Origin of the sequence: Pseudoalteromonas luteoviolacea (assembly GCF_001696455.1) — a bacterium.
GTDB lineage: Bacteria > Pseudomonadota > Gammaproteobacteria > Enterobacterales > Alteromonadaceae > Pseudoalteromonas > Pseudoalteromonas luteoviolacea_C.
In genome coordinates, this window is sequence record NZ_MAUJ01000006.1 from 47,152 (window position 1) to 61,639 (window position 14,488).

A 14,488-nucleotide genomic window follows, 5' to 3' on the forward strand; every position below is an offset into this window, starting at 1 on the left:
ACATTGTGGACATACTCTAGAAAAAGCAACTGTTACGACGGAATGAAAAATGCACGCATTATCTAGTGACCCAAAAGCAATCAGCTTTTTTGCAAAAGAGCTGAGTTGGCTCTCATTCAACGAACGCGTCTTACAAGAGGCGAAAGATAAAAATAACCCGATTATTGAACGCATTCGATTTTTAGGTATCTTCTCCAACAATCTAGATGAATTTTTCCGTGTCCGTGTCGCGGATGTAAAGCGCAGGATTTTATTGAGTAATTTGCCGGATGCGAACTTTGAAGAAAACGAAGCACTGCTTAACCAAATACAAAAGAAAGTACTGTCTTTGGGTAAAAAGTTTAATCACATCCACAAACAAATTTTTAGTGATTTAAACGCGCACAATATCCATGTAAAGCAACCAGAAGAGCTATCTGAGTTTCACCAAGAATGGCTTAGAAATTACTTTAATGACCAAGTGTTGCAATACTTGTCGCCTATATTACTGACAGAGAATAAAGATTACTCAGATCTTATCAACGATACCATGACTTACCTATTTGTGGAGATGAGTAGCGACAATGATAAGCACCACCATGCATTATTAGAATTACCAACAGATAGATTAGAACGCTTCGTGATCCTCCCCCCAGAAAGGACGCGGCGTCAAAAAACCCTCATGTTATTAGATGATGTGGTCAAATTTTACCTACGAGATGTGTTTAGTAACTTTCTTTCTTTTGAGCATATTGAGGGCTACGAAATTAAGCTCACTCGTGATGCCGAATACAACTTAGATGATGAGCTAGAAGAAGGTCTATTGGACAAAATGTCAAAGGGTCTGAAACAGCGCCTTTATGCTGAACCAGTGCGACTTACGTACGATGAGGCGATGCCCGAAAGCATTATGAAAGTGATGAAAAAACGACTTGGCGTGACACAGCAAGATGCGCTGATCCCCGGTGGTAGTTACAGAAACTTTCGAGATTTCATCGCGTTTCCCAATGTTGGCAGAGGCTATTTAGAAAATAAACCTCTTCCTCCGTTAAAAAGCTCAGCATTTGATAAGCACGACAGCGTATTTAAGGCCATTTCCGAGCAGGATATCCTGCTTTATTACCCTTACCATACCTTCAACCACATGTTGGAGTATGTCCGCCAAGCGGCTTTTGATCCTAAAGTGACGCAGATTAAAATCAATATTTACCGCGTAGCCAGTCGATCACAATTAATCGCCTCACTCATCAATGCCGCCAAAAATGGCAAAAAGGTCACGGTCATGGTGGAGCTCAAAGCCCGCTTTGATGAACAAAACAATATTGAATGGGCAAAAATGCTCAGCGAATATGGCATTAAGGTGATGGTTGGCTTGCCTGCGTTGAAAGTACACAGCAAACTATGTGTCATCCATCGCAAAGAAAAAGGCAAAATTGTTAAGTATGCCCATGTAGGGACTGGTAACTTCCACGAAAAAACAGCGCGCATTTATACGGACTTTAGCCTCTTCACCAAGCACCCAGACATCTGTAATGAGTGTGATGATGTGTTCAAGTTTATCGAAACCAGCTACAGGCCATTCAACTTTAAGCACTTAATGATTTCACCGCTCAATGCCCGTGAAAAGATTTACGCTTTAATAGATCAAGAAGTGGCCAATGCCAAAGCGGGTAAAGTCGCGCGGATCACCGTTAAAGTGAATAACCTCGTAGACAAAGAGTTGATTGATAAACTGTACTTAGCAGCGCGCACTGGGGTCAAAATTCGTATGATCATTCGCGGTATGTGCGCACTGGTTCCCGGCTTGCCACGGTTTAGTGAAAATATACGCGTCATCAGCATTGTAGACCGATTTTTAGAGCATCCAAGAGTCATGGTGTTTGAAAATGCTGGCGATCCACAGGTGTATATCTCATCAGCGGACTGGATGACAAGAAACTTAGATCACCGTGTTGAAGTCGGCGTGCCAATTTATGAAGAAACATTAAAACAGTTGATCATTGACACATTAGAACTACAATTCCGAGATCGTGTTAAAGCACGACTGATTGATAGTGAACAGAAAAATAACTATGTGAACCGGGGTAATAAGAAGAAGATCCGTTCACAAATTGCTATTTATGATCACATTAAAAAATGGGAAAGTAGTAGGACTTAATATGACAAAATACCCCTCTTTTGCTGCCGTAGATTTAGGCTCGAACAGTTTTCATTTAGTGGTGGCAAGGGAGGTCGATGGCAGATTGCAGCTTCTGCACAAAGAAAAACATCGCGTCTATCTCGCAGCAGGGTTAGATGAGGATTTTGTCTTAGACGATAGCGCCATAGATAGGGCACTTCATGTCCTTAAACAATTCGCCGCGACACTTGCCGGCTTTAACAAAGAAAATGTTGAAGTTGCAGCAACTTACACTTTGCGCAGTTGTAAAAACTTACGTCATTTTATCAAACAAGCTAAAGCTGTCTTTCCATATAAAATTAATGTCATTTCAGGACAGGAAGAGGCACGACTAATCTATCAAGGCGTTGCCAATTACGTGCATGACGACAGTAATCGCTTAGTCATTGATATTGGCGGTGGTAGCACCGAGGTGATTGTCGGTAAACATCAATCGCACAAACTACTAACTAGCCGAAATGTTGGCTGTGTGACCATGAGTAAATTGTTTTTTGGTGATACAAAGCTCACCGAAAAACGGTTTAAAAAAGCCATTATTCACGCCGAGCAAAATATTGAACCGATTACAGCAATCTATCAAAAAACAGGCTGGCAGTCTTGTTTAGGCACATCTGGCACCATAAAGACCCTCAGTGCCATCAACGATGAGTTATTTCAAACTAGAACCCTTACTCTTGATTCACTTAGAGACATTCAAGGACATTTAACATCCGCAGGTGAATTGAGTCATATCGCAATTAAAGCTTTGCCAGACGAGCGCAAGTCCAGTATTGCCGGAGGGCTGGCTATTTTGATTGCCGCATTCAATCAACTAGGCATAGAACAGCTAGAATATTGCGATTATTCGCTTCGCGAAGGTTTGCTACATGAGTTAGCACAGAATGATGAGTTTGATATTCGTGCCCGCACCATAGACTCATTTGCCGAACAGTATACCGTGGATGCGCAGCACGCCAAACATATCTGCCAAACGTTGACGCACTTTTTCAAAATAGCCAAATCGACTTGGCAATTAGATAAAGGGGATTTAGAGCTCCTAAAATGGGCTGCTTACCTACACGAAGTCGGTATCGCGATTAACTCTTCAGGGATCCACAAACACAGCGCTTATATCGTGATGAATAGCCAGCTCCCTGGCTTTACACAAGATCAGCAACAACAACTCGGAGCGTTGATCCGATTTCATCGAAAAAAGATCAAATCACATGATCTCAATGAATTGGTAGACACCGACGCTCAACCCCGATTTATGAGGTTATTGACGTTGTTGAGACTGGCTATTTTATTCCATCAAAAACGACAAAAAACACAAGTGCCAAAGCATGAAATGACGATTTCAACAAACGAAGTGACCTTACAGTTTGAACATGCTTGGCTAGAAGAGCACTCGCTATTTTCAGCGGATCTGGAACAAGAACAACATTATTGGAAATCACTGGATGTTGACCTAACACTACAGACCTGTGAACACCTCACTTAGCACCTATCACCGCTCCAATAGACGAGCTTCTACTCGTCTATTTCTCTGGCGACGGCAAACATTTCATCCCCATATGCACGGCTTTGAACAATCAACTCAAACAGCACCTGAACTTCTGTCGCGGGTCTAATCGCATTGAGTATTAATTCGGCTTCAGTGAGATTGTTGCGTTCTACTTCTATCGCAAGGCGTAGAGCGCCACCTATTAAGCCCTTGTAATTTAAAAGGGCACTACTTAAATTGGGGTCGAGCGAGAACTCATCGACAATGACCGATAATTCCACATCTAAAATTGCATCTAGCACTGACATCAAGCCAATCAAATAGCCCTGTTCGGCCATTTCATCGCCACCTGGCTTTAAAAACAGCTCTAGAAATTTTGCTCGATTAAGGCCTAGCTTAGTCAATTCAGTTGGTTTGTCTGCGCCCAATTCACTCAATGCCAGTACTTTCACGAATTGGCGAATCGCATCTTCACCGAGATAGATCACGGCCTGAGAAATTGAACGTATTTCAATGCGCTCTTCACCCGCTTTGGCGTTGGCAAGTTTCAAAACCCTAGCCGTTAAGCTGAGATCTTTTGCAACTCGCGCCTGTACTTCTTTAAAGCACAGTGATTTTTTTGCCGTACAACGCAACAAATCAAACACCGCCATTTTTGACGGCTCAACATTACCATGATTCAGCATTTCGGGCTTGGCGAAGAAGAAACCTTGAAAGTAATCAGCGCCCGCATTGCGGATAAAGTTAAACTGCTCTAGCGTTTCGATACGTTCAACCACCACCTTTAAGCGCGGGTACTGTCTTTTCAATTTTTTCACCATCATTGTCGTTTTGATGATGGGTAATTCAACTTCTATTTTTACAAAGTCCACAACCTCAAGCAGCGGCTCCCAACGAGGGTCCCCGTCATAGTCATCGAGGGCAAATCGATACCCTACTTGGGCAAGTTTACTCACGGTTTTAGTCAAGCTCTCAATATCTTTTGAGCGCTCAACAATTTCAACGACAAGGCCTTGTGGACTTAATAACTTAGGAAGCTCTTGGATCAAAGTTTCATCGGAGAAGTTTACAAAGGCAAGCGAGCCAGCAGCGAGTCTATCTAGGCCAATAAACAACAGAGAATTAAAAAAAAGACGCCCCGTCGCAAGCCCATCACTCACGCCGCTAGGAAAAACATTGTTGTGTGAATCTCGGTACAATAGCTCGTAAGCATGCACTTGTTGCTCACCATTTAATATTGCCTGACGGGCAATATACTGAACGGCGTTGTTCTTAACCTTGGCAGTTTCGCTACTCATTAACATCCTTCACTCTGTGCACGCATAAGTGGCTTCCATAACTTCAGCATATGAGAAGTTGCTCTATGGAGCAAATAAAATACCTAGACAAAATAAACTAGACCGAGCCAACAACCTAAATTTATTGCGCTACGCGAATGACAACTTATAAGGTCTATATTAAAAAGGTAGCCTAACTTGTTAAACTACCTGTGTTTGGGCGTTATTCAGATACTAACTCTTCACAACGGAAAAAACCGTCTGGCTCAGCCAGCGTGTCTACCAATTCGGGCAGCACATCTGCCATTGTCTGCTTCAGCACATAAGGCGGATTGATAACAATCATACCTGATGCTGTCATACCACGTTCCTCTGTATCAGCGGATGTGGCCAGCTCAAATAGTTGAATATTTCTGATACCAGACGCAACTAGCACCTCTTCCATCTGGTCAATACGGGCTCTGTCAACCACAGGGTACCAAATCATGTAAGTACCTGAAGTAAAACTTTTATGCGCCTTTACTATCGTGTTGACCGCTTTTTGATAGTCAGTTTTTATTTCATAAGGGGGATCCATCAGCACCACTGCGCGCCTAGATAGAGGTGGGACCAACCCAATTAACCCCTTAAAACCATCTTCCCCTTTGACACGCAAAGAGCGCTTATGCTCTGTGTTCTTTTGCAGTAACGGTAAGTCTTGCGGATGAAGCTCAAAAAACCATCCTTTGTCTTGCTTTCTGAGGTACTGCTCAGCCACTTTAGGCGATCCTGGATAAAACGCGAGTTTATCTTTATTAAAACCACGTACCATGTCTACATAACGTAGGATAGCGTCGTTACTGCCGCTGTAGTTCATTAATTTGCCAATCCCATCAGCAAATTCCTGTGTTTTTTGTGCATCATTTGAGGCTAGTTCAAATAGTCCTGCACCGGAATGCGTATCGATGTAATCAAAAGGCTTATCCTTTCGAGTCATGTAAGAGAGCACTTCTGCCAAAACGAGGTGCTTAATAACGTCCGCCGGGTTACCAGCATGGAAAGAATGTCTATAACTGAGCATAAGAGGCCTTATATGCAGAACATAATTGCTTTTTGAAAATTAGTCTCACTTCACTATGTACGAAATATAACCGCTTTAGTGAATGGCAAATGAACAAAATACGTAGTTATCGGAATTATCTCTTAAAACGACGCAAAAATCAGTATAAAGCTACGTAATTACTGGTAATAGAATCCGCTTTGCTTTACATTTGCATGACAAATCACAGTGATAAGAGCGCATTTAAAATGAACGATATTCTTCCACAACTCGAACAACTGATCGATCAACTCATTGGTAAAAATGAGCAACTTGAACAACAAATTGCAACGTTAAAAGAGCAGAACAATAAGCTAGTTGATGAAAATGAAACACTTCAGCTTGAGCTATTAGAGCGAGAAGAAAAGCAAAAAGAAACTAGCACCACGCTGAGTAGTCTATTAGATAAATTACAGAGTGCCCATCAGGCCAGCTAATGACAGATAAAGCAAGCCAGGTGGCTGTTACCTTACTGGGTAAAAGTCACCAGTTTTCATGTTCTGAAGGACAAGAGCAAGCGCTCGTAGACGCCGTAACCTTGCTCAATGAGCGAGTTGACGAAATGAAGCGCAGAGACACGGTACGTACCGACCAAAATGCTTTACTGATGGCAGCATTACACTTGTGCCATGAGTATCAAGCTTTGCTTCACGAGCAACAGTCGGCGCAACAATCGAGTCAACAGTTGGTTGCCCGACTCAGCGCGCACCTAAAGGATAAGTAAGATGACAAACTTGCGAAAAGTCTGTTTCTTACTTATCACACTCTTAATCACTCCACTGACTGTAAATGCAACCCAATGGCATACCTTAGATAAGCACACCACGTTACTAGAGCCCAATAAACAAGCTCAGTTTTTGTTACCCAATCAGGCGCTTATTCGAGGCAACAAATGTGCGGCCTTAATTGATAGTCATGGTGACTTTGTCGCTCTGGAACTACTGGTCGCCCAAATACGTGCAAAACTCCCTGTTCCCTTGTGTTATTTAATCTCGACAAATTTAGATATTGGACAACTGTCTGGCATGCGTTTACTGCAAAATGCTTTCCCTGATGCGCAGATAATGATCCCAGGCAATGGTATCTTCAGTAACCAAACCTTACTACATGCAATTGATGTTGAAATACAACACAAGTTAGAGGGGTTTACGCAAAGTCTTGAATTGAGTAAAAAGCGTGTCGCTCAAGCCCCCCCTGAACAACAATTACAGTGGCATGCAAGATTGCAACAAGCAGAGCAACGGCTATCACGCTGGTCGGCTATGACTCCCATTGAAATTAAACCGATAGCGCAAAATACTGAACTCAACTTGGGTGCTTATAAACTCAACCTTGAGCTGATGTACGGCTACAAAGGCGCAGCAATGCAAGTTTACAGCCCGAAGAATAAAGCGCTTTACGGTGGTCATAACCTGGACTTACTTCCCTATGTTGCGCAGCAAGACACCACAAAGTGGCATCACAGCTTAGCCCAACTCACACAGCGTGAAAATATCGACTGGATCCTACCGGGCTTTGGAAAACCTTATAAGTACAAAAAACTCGCTTTGCCTATCGCGTTTTTGGCACTTCTTGATGATGAAAGTGCGACCTCAAAGGTAACAGAGTTGGCCAACAACTATGCAAGCAATCAGATCTCTGCGGAGCGGTTTCGAGCTTATTATCAACAGGCAGTGAAACAAAAAAAGCCGAACAAGGTTTTGAACAAATAACCAGCAAAAGGTATAGTATTCGTCATGAACTATACCATCTTTAATACGATGACCTCTTATATTGCCCGATGCGTTTGTTTGTTTACAACAAGATACGTGTTGGCATTGCTCGTCTCCTTGTCTTTGCTAGTGATGTTATCTGGATGCATTCAAACTCGCTCCCCTAATGCAACAAAACAAGAGGTGCTTAATGCACTAACATCGACTCCTTTCACGCCAAAACAAGAGGTTATTCAAACAACCCCAGAGCCAATAAAACAAACGCCACCTAAACCGTATGTAGAAGAAGATCTGTGGCAACACATTGCTCTTAACTTGAGCTTTGAAATATCACCACACCCGCGACTGAAAAAGCGCATAAATTGGTACCTATCTCAGCCGGACTACTTGCTCAAAGTCAATGTTCGCGCAGCACCTTACCTTTACCACATTGTAAAAAAAGTAGAACAACAGAAGCTGCCTTTGGAGCTAGCACTGCTACCCTTTGTGGAGAGTGACTTTCGTCCACATGCCATATCTCAACAACAGGCGGTTGGCGCATGGCAATTGGTAGATGCAACGGCCTATCATTTTGGCCTTGAAAGCAATGATTGGTACGATGGCAGGAAAGATGTTTTAGCGGCAACAGATGCGGCACTCGCGTATCTGAAATACCTGCACAAAACGTTTAATGGGAATTGGCTTCATGCAATAGCCGCCTATAACTCTGGAGAAGGTCGCGTTAAAAGTGCGATTAAAAAAAATCGTAAGCTGAAAAAAAGCACGCATTATTGGCACTTAACGCTGCCCAAAGAAACTTCGGAGTACGTACCCAAACTACTGGCTTTGAGTTATTTATTGCAGCACCCCGAAACGGGGTTTAAAAGACCAACACTAGCAAATAATGCGACGACAACCATTTTAGATGTTGGGCAAGAGTTTAACTTTGGTATTTTAGCCAATTTGTTAGAAGTCAATAAGCAGCAATTACATGCCTTAAATCCGGGTTATTTGAGACATCAGAGTCCAACCAATGGTCCACATAAAATCTTGGTGCCATTGAGCGAAAAAGCCCTGACACAAAGTGCATTTTATCGAGAACAATTAAGCCGTCGCTATACGGTTGTCAAAAATGACACTCTATATGGCATAGCAAGACGATTTGGTACTACGGTTAAAAAGATAAAACAGCTCAATGACAAGCAGAGCCATTTGATACGCATTGGTGAACAGTTACTTATTAACCAAGCTAACGTCAATCGTTCACTCACTGTCGAATATCAAATCAGTCCTTATTTACAACAACAAACGCCTGCTAAACAAGCGACAATCGAACATCATCATACCATCGTATCAGGTGATTCATTGTGGGATTTAAGTCGGCATTATCAAGTGCCTCTAAAAGACTTACTTGATTGGAACAACCTGCAAGCTGCAAGCATTTTGTCTCCCGGCAACGTATTAATCCTGCACCTACCAGCCAAACAGAAAAGTGAGCCTGCGCCGTCTATCAATGCGCCAAGCTATTTAGATAAATTAGAAAATGCAGTCAACGCGACAGAAATACCCAGCGCCACTGTACCTGACTTGCCCCAATGACAGGCTGTAACGTAGAATATAGGCTCACATGATAGAGACGAAAAAAGAACAGATATGCAAATTACGAAAGATTCAGCGGTAGAGTTTCACTACACACTCAGCGAAGGCAGTGAACAAATCGAGTCGAGCACAAATGGCGAACCATTAAGTTACCTACATGGCCAAGAAGGTATGTTACCGGGCTTAGAGCAAGCCTTAGAAGGTAAAACATCTGGCGATAAGTTCACTGTCACACTTGAACCAAAAGACAGTTACGGCGAATACCAAGAGGGCCTTGTACAACGAATCCCAATTAAACACTTACAAGGCTTAGGAAACAACAAAGTCTGGAAGCCAGGCATGAGTGCCATTGTTGAGTCTAATCAAGGTAGACACCAAGTGACGATAGTAAAAGTGGGCCGTTTCAATGCAGATTGCGACCTTAACCACCCATTTGCAGGTAAGACTTTAACTTTTGATGTTGAAGTCGTGAGTGTACGAGAGGCGACAACTGAAGAATTATCACATGGTCACGTGCATGGTGCAGGTGGTTGTGGGCACAGCCACTAAGGAAGAAATATGCAACCAGTTGCCATCATAACAGGTGGCAGCTTCGGCATTGGCAAAGCCATTGTTGAGAAGCTGCAAAGTCAAAATTATCAGGTTTTTAACTTAGATATAGAGGCCAGTGAACTTGGAGAGCATCGCTACTGTGATGTCAGCGAAGTTGAACAAGTCCAGAAAGTGATTCACGAAATTATAGTGGAAACGGGCCGAGTCGATGCCTTGATTTCCAATGCTGGTAAACATTTGAGTGCGACAATTGAAGATACCGACGAAGCAACACTAGATGCTTTATTCGCACTCAATGTAAAAGGAGCATATGCGGCCGTCCAAGCTGTATTACCAACAATGAAGCACCAGCAAGAGGGGAAAATTGTATTCATTTCGTCGGATCAAGCCCACGTTGGAAAACCGAACTCTTTTGCTTATAACCTGACAAAGCACGCGCTTGCCTCAATGGCCAAAACCACAGCGCTAGACTATGCATCATTTAATATTCGTGCCAATGCAGTTTGCCCAGGCACCATAGAAACGCCTTTATTTCACAATGCCATTGATAAATACTGTGCTAGAAGCGGTGCAGACAAAGCGCTTATTGTGGCAGAAGAAGAGGCGTTACAACCTCTGGGAAGGTTAGGCCAACCAAATGAAGTAGCAGCACTCGTCTCATTCTTATTGAGCGATGATGCAGCCTTTATTACTGGCAGTCTACAAACAATTGATGGTGGTTATACGGCACGCTAATGAATATTATCGACCCGCATCTACATTTTTTCGATTTGATTAAAGGTGATTATACTTGGTTGAAAGACAATCCACCTAATTGGCCTAATATTGAAAAAATTCGCCAAGATCATCTTCCCGAGGCTTTATTGAGCAACACTCAGGTTAATTTAAGAGGCTGTGTCCATGTAGAAGCAGGATTCGATAATAACAACCCACAAAGGGAGCTTGATTGGTTACAGGACATCTTACCGAACCTGCCCTATAAAGCCGTCGCTTATGCGCCTATTGATGCGGATAAATCGGAATTTCGTCATCAATTAAACGCCCTCTCTCACACACACCTTGTCGCACTGAGAGATATCACTGAAGGCGCTGATGCAGCGCGTTTATTGTCCCCAAATGTAGCCGATAATATTGCCTTGCTACATCAACAAAATTACCACTTTGAAGCGCAGTTTGAGTTCGCTAATCACCCCGTAGCGCAAAGGCTGTACGAAATTTACAGTGCGATACCGGATGCCACCTTAGTGCTTAACCATGCAGGGTTTATGGAGCGCTCAGGGGCATGGCAAAGCGCCATAGATACGCTGTCCAAACTCAACAACTGTACAATAAAGTTTTCTGGGCATGAGATGCTAGACTCTCCACTATGTCCGACAGAGCAGCTCGCTATTTTACTCGACGCATTTGGGGAAGACAGAGTCATGTTGGCCTCTAACCACCCAGTCTGTTTAATACAGCGCAACTTTGATCAGCAATGGCAACATTATTTCAATGTGGTTTCGCAAATAGCACCAACTGCATGGCACAAGCTCAGTTACGAAAATGCCAAGCATCTATATCAATTCGCGCTTTAAGAGCGAAACTGCACCAAGTCAAATGCGGCTAAACTGGGCACAATATCCTGAAGCCGCTTTTCTGTATCGTCCAATGAGTTCAGGCATTCACAATACTCATTAGCTTTCTCTTCTAATTGGTAGGCTTTTTGCTGTAGGGATTTATCTATTTCTTTAGAGATGATTTCCATTCTTTGTCCCATATCCGAAAACCGGCTCTCAATGTTACCTTCTCTGGACTTAAATGCATCACCAACGGAAACCAAAATCGCCCCCAAAGAACCATGAACGGCTGAGTGAATTTTACTGCTGATCTCTTTGGTAAAAAAATCGTCGATTTTTGAGAGTGATTGAGGCGCGATGAAATAGAAATCTTCACCACGTTTAAACTTATCCATCAGAGCCCGCTCTACATACTGAAGCTGAGTTTTAAGCACTTCAGGGTTGTTGTCTGACATCCCTTCTACGACTTGTTCTATGGCACTGAGGCCCAAGTTGACACCGTCAGTCGCGAGGTTAACAAGCTCAGGCACGGTATCCCTTATCCCTTTCGCATATTCCTGCAATATTAAGGTTTCTTGATCGTCTAGCTTTATCCACCGCCCTCGAACGAGAAGTTGATTATCATTGTTGATTTGCACGCGAGTCTGACCATTGTCGAGAATGCGGATGACAGAGTCTGTGATAATCAAGCCATGACCTAATTCGACGTCACACTTTTCATCAGCATAAGCGTGTATTGATGTACCCATGAGCAAACTGAATAGAAGAGACTTAACTTTAAAGAAGGACAAACGCATACTACCCCCAAATTCGACACTATGAGGGTAGCAAATTTTAAATTTTAACCAAACCTATTTTTTCTTTACTCACATGCAGCATAACGCATAAGGCGCACAAACGCGTCTGACGATTTGCTGCTAGAGCTATCATTTAAACCATCTTGAAATTGATAAGTCCAGGCTCGGCTAGGGTCTTTAATATTGGTGGTACTAGTCCAATAGTTACCACTGTGATTACCCAAAAACACCGTTGCGTTAATGGCGGGATCTTCGCAACTGCGTTCAACAATCGAGGACAGCTCTTTGACATTAGGTAACTGCCAATCATCAAAGTTAGCGATTCGGCTACTCTTAGCAGCAGACAACGCTTCTTGCCAGCTTAACTTTTGCTCTTTGTTGTCACACGTTTCAGTTGTCGCATTATACACAAACCCAAACGTACAACGTTGCCACATTATCTCTGTTTTTTTATCGCATATCGTGCCGTCATTTTTAACAACAAAACGAGACTCCGGTGTTGTAAAAGGCACAGATGTTTCCGTTGCACACTCTTGAGCAAGTGCAGAAGCACTGAACAGTATGCAAAACAAGGTCAGGTTAGTTTGCATCTTCATCTCCTCGTACAAGTCTCACATACGCAGTGTTGCCTTTTGATTCATGCACTGTATTACCGGTTGCCATGTCAACAACATATGCGCTTGTCAATTTCGCATCGATACCTTCTGTACCACCAACATAGGTTTGTATGGTCCAATAATGTAGGTGGTTCAATAAACCCACATCCGGCATATTAGGAAAGAACTCAGGATCTAGAACATGCGCCCCTTGGCGGCCAAAATCGACAATGCTCATTAATTCAGAGTAACTCGGCAAACGCCACGTTCTGCCACCACAATAAGGATCACCAGCTTGGTTGTTTACCGAGCTGATCAAATTTTTGATCCCACAATGGTCCGAGTGCGGACATGGCACAGGATTAGGCATCACCGTATTACTGTGAATTAAGTCGTCCATGTCATCGGGATCTCTAACAGCCCATGTATAATGATTTTGCGCATTACGAATGGACGTGTTCGGTAATGTACCTGCTGTGGCCTCTTTAACCTCCCATACTAGCCCTGTAATATTATCTCTTACACAGCTAAATTCGGTCGCGTCATTACTTAGCTCTTTACCATCAACATCCAACTTAGTGAAGTCAAAAGCTAAGTTACCTTTACCTTCTTTTGCGATTAATTGCGACACACTGTCTCTACCGAAGTCAGCATCCTGACCCGGAAAATCGTCATTGCCACATGTGATCGCTTCAGTGTTATTGAAACACTGGCCAGCACCAGAATCATTTAAATTACTGAGTGGCTTTTTCGAAATGGTGACTTGGACTTCATCTGTACCTGTTCTATTTGAAGAATCAGTTACGGTCACTTTGAATGTCGCTGACACGACATCTGTAATATTTGGAGCACGGAATGTCGTTTTGCATTCAGTTGCGTCTGTCAGAGCAATGGTTGACCCAGAACTTGTTTGTTCCCATGTACAGTTGTACTGACCATCCACGGTCACACTACTTGTCGCATCTAAGGTCACTTCATCAAACTCTAATACCTGTTGATCTGCGCCAGCATTTGCCAGTACTACCTGCGCGTTCTTCGCGAGTACGACACTGGCGTCGGTTGTTGCGCTGCCACCCTCATCATCGGTGATTGTAACGCGCCAAAGCGCAGTTTGTGTCTCTGCAAGCAGAGGGTGTACAAAACTCAAAGTGACAGAGCCCGTGTCTTGCACCTTAATTGTACTTGGCCCCGATATTTGCTCCCATTTGTAGCCTACAACTTGGCCATTGGAGTCAGGGTCAGTGGAATCAGCAGCCGACAAAACAATGGTATCTAGGTATTTTGAAGGCAAAGGATCGGGTGCTGTTTGCGTTATCACAGCGACTGGCAACTGGTTATTAGAAGTAATGTTCACGCTCAAGGTATCGCTAACGAGTGCACCTGTTGGTGTAAGGTAATCAACCTTCAGTACCACAACACTGTCCGTTTTAACGTCCGGCGCAGCAACGGTCAGTTCTTCACCAGTTTGCGGAAAGCCACTAATTGCAGGGCCCGACACAATTTGCCAATTGAAAGTACCACCCGAAGGCGAAGCAACCGCTTTGAGCGTAAACTCATTTTTTTCAATGACGGTGACGTCTTTCCCAGCATTAATACTGGCACCTACGACTTCTTCTTGATCGGATCCGCCGGATCCGCCACAGCCGCTCAATATGCTGCTAATGGCGAGTAACACGAGCGATTTCTTAAGCATTACAACTC

14 protein-coding genes are annotated in these 14,488 nt (G+C 43.3%); 9 read left to right on the forward strand and 5 right to left on the reverse strand.

Translation table 11 applies throughout. From position 1 onward, the window contains the following. Positions 1 to 49: 49 nt before the first annotated feature. Entirely contained in the window at positions 50 to 2,137 is a 2,088-nt protein-coding gene (ppk1, locus tag A7985_RS16915; protein WP_065791606.1) for a polyphosphate kinase 1, read from the forward strand. A 1-nt stretch (position 2,138) separates the two neighbouring features. Further along, entirely contained in the window at positions 2,139 to 3,638 is a 1,500-nt protein-coding gene (locus A7985_RS16920) for a Ppx/GppA phosphatase family protein (RefSeq protein ID WP_065791607.1), read from the forward strand. Positions 3,639 to 3,667: 29 nt separating this feature from the next. Here the strand turns inward: A7985_RS16920 and A7985_RS16925 are convergent, their stop codons facing one another. Together A7985_RS16925 and A7985_RS16930 are read right to left on the reverse strand one after the other, a co-directional pair. Further along, positions 3,668 to 4,945 (reverse strand): EAL and HDOD domain-containing protein, encoded by a 1,278-nt coding sequence (locus A7985_RS16925; protein WP_065791608.1) that lies wholly within the window; start codon positions 4,943 to 4,945, stop codon positions 3,668 to 3,670. Between the two features lie 196 nt (positions 4,946 to 5,141). Continuing rightward, positions 5,142 to 5,978, reverse strand: a complete 837-nt coding sequence (locus A7985_RS16930; RefSeq protein ID WP_065791609.1) for a 23S rRNA (adenine(2030)-N(6))-methyltransferase RlmJ — start codon at positions 5,976 to 5,978, stop codon at positions 5,142 to 5,144. 227 nt (positions 5,979 to 6,205) lie between these two features. On the opposite strand from A7985_RS16930, the gene A7985_RS16935 reads away from it, so the two are divergent. From A7985_RS16935 to A7985_RS16965, 7 genes are all read left to right on the forward strand, one after another. Next, positions 6,206 to 6,433 carry a DUF904 domain-containing protein gene (locus tag A7985_RS16935; protein WP_065791610.1) on the forward strand — a complete coding sequence of 76 codons (228 nt, stop codon included), beginning with the start codon at positions 6,206 to 6,208 and terminating at the stop codon, positions 6,431 to 6,433. Then, complete coding sequence (locus A7985_RS16940) at positions 6,433 to 6,720, forward strand: cell division protein ZapA (protein WP_065791611.1); 288 nt, start codon at positions 6,433 to 6,435, stop codon at positions 6,718 to 6,720. Before A7985_RS16935 ends, A7985_RS16940 begins: the two co-directional genes overlap by 1 nt. A gap of 1 nt (position 6,721) precedes the next feature. Continuing rightward, positions 6,722 to 7,708 (forward strand): hypothetical protein, encoded by a 987-nt coding sequence (locus tag A7985_RS16945; protein ID WP_065791612.1) that lies wholly within the window; start codon positions 6,722 to 6,724, stop codon positions 7,706 to 7,708. Positions 7,709 to 7,840: 132 nt separating this feature from the next. Then, positions 7,841 to 9,286 carry a transglycosylase SLT domain-containing protein gene (locus tag A7985_RS16950; RefSeq protein ID WP_370671173.1) on the forward strand — a complete coding sequence of 482 codons (1,446 nt, stop codon included), beginning with the start codon at positions 7,841 to 7,843 and terminating at the stop codon, positions 9,284 to 9,286. A 54-nt stretch (positions 9,287 to 9,340) separates the two neighbouring features. Beyond that, on the forward strand, positions 9,341 to 9,835 hold the full coding sequence (locus A7985_RS16955; RefSeq protein WP_065791613.1) for an FKBP-type peptidyl-prolyl cis-trans isomerase: 495 nt from the start codon (positions 9,341 to 9,343) through the stop codon (positions 9,833 to 9,835). A gap of 9 nt (positions 9,836 to 9,844) precedes the next feature. Continuing rightward, positions 9,845 to 10,573 (forward strand): SDR family NAD(P)-dependent oxidoreductase, encoded by a 729-nt coding sequence (locus A7985_RS16960; protein ID WP_065791614.1) that lies wholly within the window; start codon positions 9,845 to 9,847, stop codon positions 10,571 to 10,573. After that, positions 10,573 to 11,412 carry an amidohydrolase family protein gene (locus A7985_RS16965; RefSeq protein WP_065791615.1) on the forward strand — a complete coding sequence of 280 codons (840 nt, stop codon included), beginning with the start codon at positions 10,573 to 10,575 and terminating at the stop codon, positions 11,410 to 11,412. Before A7985_RS16960 ends, A7985_RS16965 begins: the two co-directional genes overlap by 1 nt. Here the strand turns inward: A7985_RS16965 and A7985_RS16970 are convergent. From A7985_RS16970 to A7985_RS16980, 3 genes are all read right to left on the reverse strand, one after another. Then, positions 11,409 to 12,143, reverse strand: coding sequence for a YggN family protein (locus tag A7985_RS16970; RefSeq protein ID WP_256096791.1), 735 nt, complete (start codon positions 12,141 to 12,143; stop codon positions 11,409 to 11,411). The genes A7985_RS16965 and A7985_RS16970 overlap by 4 nt on opposite strands. Before the next feature lie 113 nt (positions 12,144 to 12,256). Further along, a complete protein-coding gene (locus A7985_RS16975) occupies positions 12,257 to 12,781 on the reverse strand; it encodes an Lcl C-terminal domain-containing protein (RefSeq protein ID WP_176716762.1) in 525 nt (174 codons plus the stop codon). Continuing rightward, entirely contained in the window at positions 12,771 to 14,480 is a 1,710-nt protein-coding gene (locus tag A7985_RS16980) for an Lcl C-terminal domain-containing protein (RefSeq protein WP_065791618.1), read from the reverse strand. Before A7985_RS16980 ends, A7985_RS16975 begins: the two co-directional genes overlap by 11 nt. Between the last annotated feature and the right edge of the window lie 8 nt (positions 14,481 to 14,488).